Raw genomic sequence first — 4,308 nt, forward strand, 5'->3', positions numbered from 1 at the left:
ACAGCCCCCACCCCCACCCCTCGGCCGCGGCCGCAAGCGCGCGGCCCATGCCTTCGACCTTGCTCTCGGAGACACCGAACTCATCACAGCCCGGGCCGCGTTGGCGCAGGGCCGCTGGACCGCCGTACGCGCGCTCCTGGTGGCGACCGGCGACGACTGGGACCGCCGCGGGCATCGCGTCACCGTGCTGGCGCAGGAGTCCAGTACGCAGGCATGGGCCCGCGACTGGCTGCTTGCCGAACCCGAGTCCGCCGACGCCGCCGTGCTGCTCGCCGTCGCCACCGTGCAACGCGTCCTGAACCGCAAGGAGAAGCCGGACCGGGCGCGCAAGGCCTGCCACAGCGCGGTCGCGCTCGCGCCCGCCGACCCCACGCCCTGGCTCGGACTGCTCATGCTGGAGCGCGCCCTGGGCAGCGACGAGGACGTGGTCCGGATCTTCGACGAGGTACGCCATCGCCATCCCGACCACCACCACGCCCACCACCTGATGACCGCCCGGCTCGCCGAGCGCCGGCCGGGAGCGGGCCAGGATCCGCTGCACGAGGTGTACGACTTCGCCGGCTGGTCCGCCGAACAGGCGCCCGCCGACTCACCGTTGGCCATCCTGCCGGTCGTCGCGCACGCCGAGCGCTATCGCGTGCTGGCCGCCGCCGGCTGGGAACCCACCGATCCCGCGGCCTCCGGGCACTGGGTCGGCCGCCGGGCCCGCCAGGTGATGAAGGCCGCCTTCGACTGGTGGCTGGAATGGGAGCGCGACGACCATCCGCGCAGCCATGTCGACCTCAACTTCCTTGCCCACGCCAAGTTCTGCGAGGGCCGGGGCGCCGAGGCCGCCGCCCTGTTCCACCGCATCGGGCCGCACGTGACCCCGGCCCCGTGGTCGTACCCCGACCGAGATCCGTACACCGCCTTCCGTGCCGCACGCGACAGCGTGCTCGGCACGGCATGAAAAACAGTGATGTCCGAACTTGATATTCGAAAGGACAACCCCCCCGATGACCACGGGCAGTTCGAACCCCTCGAGCACTACGAGCGCGAGCAGACCGACAGCCGAAGGCAGCGGCATCAGCACCTTCAAGGGGCAGGAGCGCGCGCTGCGCGCCGACCGGCTCGGCACGGCGGGCCTGCTCCTGTCCGTGCTCGCGGCCACCGCCCCGCTCATGGTGGTCGCGGGTGTCATGCCCACGGCATTCGCGGTGATGGGCATCGTCGGCCAGCCGCTGCTCTTCGTCATCCTCGGCGTGGTGCTCGTCCTCTTCAGCGTCGGCTACGCGGAGATGAGCCGCCACGTCCACAACGCCGGCGCCTTCTACGCGTACGTCGCCCGCGGCCTCGGCGGCACCGCCGGTTCGGGTGCGGCGGCGGTCGCGCTCGTCGCGTACAACGCCCTCCAGGTGGGCATCTACGGCATCTTCGGCTTCGAGGTCTCCGGACTGTTCGCCACGTACCTCGAACTCGAAATCGCCTGGTGGATACCGTCGTTGGTGGCCGCGCTCGCCGTCGGCCTGCTCGGCTGGCTGAAGATCGACGTGAACGCGCGGGTGCTCGGCGTCCTGCTGATCATCGAGGTGGCGCTCGTCGTCATCTTCGACTTCGCGGCCGTCGCCGACCCCGCCGCGGAGGGCCTGTCGCTGCACGCCTTCAATCCCGACACGCTCACCGGGGCGGGCCTCGGCACCGCGCTGTGCTTCTGCGTCGCTGCCTTCCTCGGCTTCGAGCAGGCACCCGTGTACGCCGAGGAGACCAGCCGTCCGCACATCCTGGTCCCGCGCGTGATGTTCCTCGCGGTCGGCTTCGTCGCCGTCTTCTTCGCGATCAGCTCCTGGGCGCTGACCGTCGCCGCCGGACCCAAGGCGATCGTGGGAACGGCGCAGGAGCAGAGTGCCGGGCTGCTGTTCTTCCTCACTGAGTCGCGGCTCGGCGGGACCTTCACGGACGTACTCCATGTCCTGTTCGTGACCGGCATGTTCGCGGCGATGCTCAGCTTCCACAACGTCGTCGCGCGGTACGCCTTCGCCATGGGCCGCGAGGGACTGCTGCCCGCCGCGTTCGGCCGGACATCGGGCACGAGCGGTGCGCCCGGTACGGGCTCGCTCCTGCAGACCGTCGTCGCCGTGCTGGTCGTGGCCGGCTTCGCGGTGGCCGACGACAAGCCGACCGGTGACCCGACCGCTCCCGTGCTGCAGCTGTTCACCTGGCTCGGCAACGTCGGAGCGCTCGGCGTCATCCTGCTCATGGCGGCGGCCTCGCTCTCGGTCATCGTGTTCTTCGTCCGCCGCGGCGCCGCCGGTGCGCAGGCCTGGCGGCTGGCCGCGTCCGCGATCGCGGGTGTCTCGCTCCTGGTCATCGCCTTCTACACCGTCACGGACTTCGACGTACTCGTGGGCGCGGGCCCCGGTTCCCTGGCGACCTGGGTGCTGCCGGGCATCATCCTGCTGGCAGCCGTCCTCGGCCTCCTCCAGGGCCTGCTGCTGCGCTCCCGCAACCCCGAGGCGCACGCCCGCATCGGGCTCGGGAACGAGGCGTTCCAGCTGGAGAAGGCGGCGGAGTCCGGCTCGGACTAGTGGTCATGGGTTAGTGGTTACGGATTACTGACGGCACTCCTGGCCCCTGGATTTCCGGGGGCCAGGAGTGCTCGAATCAATGCGTGACCTCTGAACAACCGACGCCATCGGAACCGGAGCCCGGCGGCGCCCCCATAGGGCGGCGGCTCCTGCTCGGCACGCTCGGACTCGGGGCGCTCGGTGTGGCCGCCGCGCCCACACTCCAGCGCGGCCTCGAGTCCTTCCTCGGCGGCGCCGCCGACAAGGACCCCACCGGACTGACCGGCCTCCTGCCCAACGGAGGCGGCTTCCGCTACTACTCGGTCGTCTCGTCCGTCCCGAAGAAGGGCGAGGACGACTACCGCCTCACCATCGACGGGCTGGTCGACCGTCCCACCACCTACACGCTCGCCGAGCTGCGCGCCCTGCCGCAGACCCGGATGGTCCGCGACGTCCAGTGCGTGACGGGCTGGCGGGTGCCGGACACGCCTTTCGAAGGCGTACGGCTGTCGCAGTTGCTGGACGCGGCCGGGGTGCGGACCTCGGCCGGAGCGGTGCGCTTCACGTGCTTCGACGGTGCGTACTCGGAGAGCCTGACGCTGTCCCAGGCCCGCCGCGACGACGTCCTCGTCGCCCTCCGTATGCAGGACAAGGACCTGTCCCACTCCCACGGCGGCCCCGTCCGCCTCTACGTCGCCCCCATGTACTTCTACAAGTCCGCGAAGTGGCTCTCCGGCATCACCCTCACGTCGGACGTCCGTCCCGGCTACTGGGAGAAGCGCGGCTACGACGTGGACGCGTGGGTGGGGCGCTCGAACGGACGTGATGATGAGGTCACCTGAGACTCCGTCGACGGCGGGTTCTTCTGCGGGACCGGCTGGTCCTGCGCGGCTGGCTGGTTCGGCGCAGCCCGACGAGCACGACGAGCCCGTCGGCTCCGCGGCCTCCGGGCGGGTGCGCCGGTTCAGCCGGGGCGAGCGCTGGGTGCACCGGGTGACGGCTCTGTTGATGGGGGTGTGCGTGGTGACCGCCGCCTGCCTGTACGTGCCCCAGCTGGCGGAACTGGTCGGGCGCCGTGCGCTCGTGGTCGTGGTGCACGAGTGGTCGGGACTGCTGCTGCCGGTGCCGGTGCTGGTGGGACTCGCGTCGCGCGCTTTCCGCGCGGACCTGCGGCTGCTGAACCGCTTCGGGCCGCACGACCGTGTGTGGCTGCGGTCGGCGCTGCGGCGTGACGCCCGGCCCGAGTCGCGTCCGGCCGGGAAGTTCAACGCCGGTCAGAAGACGTACGCGGCGTGGATTGCCGGGGCGACGCTGGTGATGCTGGGCACCGGGCTGATGATGTGGTTCACGCACCTCACACCACTGGTGTGGCGAACCAGCGCGACGTTCGTCCACGACTGGCTGGCCCTGACGATCGGCATCGTCCTGGCCGGCCACATCGGCATGGCCCTGGCGGATCCGGAGGCGCGGAAGGGGATGCGAACGGGGTGGGTGAGCAGGGAGTGGGCTAAGCGGGGGCATTCGCATTGGCGTCCGTAGTGGGGTTCGCTTTTGGCTGCGGCGCCGTTGGGGCTGGTCGCGCCGCCCCTGCGGGGTGCCTCCGGCCGTTGGGCGGCTGCGGGTTGAGTGGCAGCACCCCTTCAGGGGCGCGGGGCTGTGTTAATTTGCGGCTCCGCCGCGATGGCAGCATCGACACCGCCGCCGCCTACGGCAACGAAGAGGGCACGGGCAGGGCTCTTCGCGCCTCCGGCATCGCCCGCGAGGA

The 4,308-nt window shown here is 71.1% G+C and carries 4 protein-coding genes; all 4 read left to right on the forward strand.

All coding sequences use genetic code 11. From position 1 onward, the window contains the following. A partial coding sequence (locus G6048_RS46885) for a hypothetical protein (RefSeq protein ID WP_165345718.1) occupies positions 1-949 on the forward strand: 949 nt, incomplete at its 5' end. A gap of 46 nt (positions 950-995) precedes the next feature. Next, complete coding sequence (locus G6048_RS46890; RefSeq protein WP_165345719.1) at positions 996-2,564, forward strand: APC family permease; 1,569 nt, start codon at positions 996-998, stop codon at positions 2,562-2,564. Between the two features lie 83 nt (positions 2,565-2,647). After that, positions 2,648-3,385: a molybdopterin-dependent oxidoreductase gene (locus tag G6048_RS46895; RefSeq protein ID WP_165345720.1), complete on the forward strand. Its 738-nt coding sequence runs from the start codon at positions 2,648-2,650 to the stop codon at positions 3,383-3,385. Continuing rightward, complete coding sequence (locus G6048_RS46900) at positions 3,372-4,082, forward strand: cytochrome b/b6 domain-containing protein (protein WP_165345721.1); 711 nt, start codon at positions 3,372-3,374, stop codon at positions 4,080-4,082. Before G6048_RS46895 ends, G6048_RS46900 begins: the two co-directional genes overlap by 14 nt. Positions 4,083-4,308: the final 226 nt, after the last annotated feature.

Origin of the sequence: Streptomyces ureilyticus, from assembly GCF_011045025.1 — a bacterium.
Lineage (GTDB): Bacteria > Actinomycetota > Actinomycetes > Streptomycetales > Streptomycetaceae > Streptomyces > Streptomyces ureilyticus.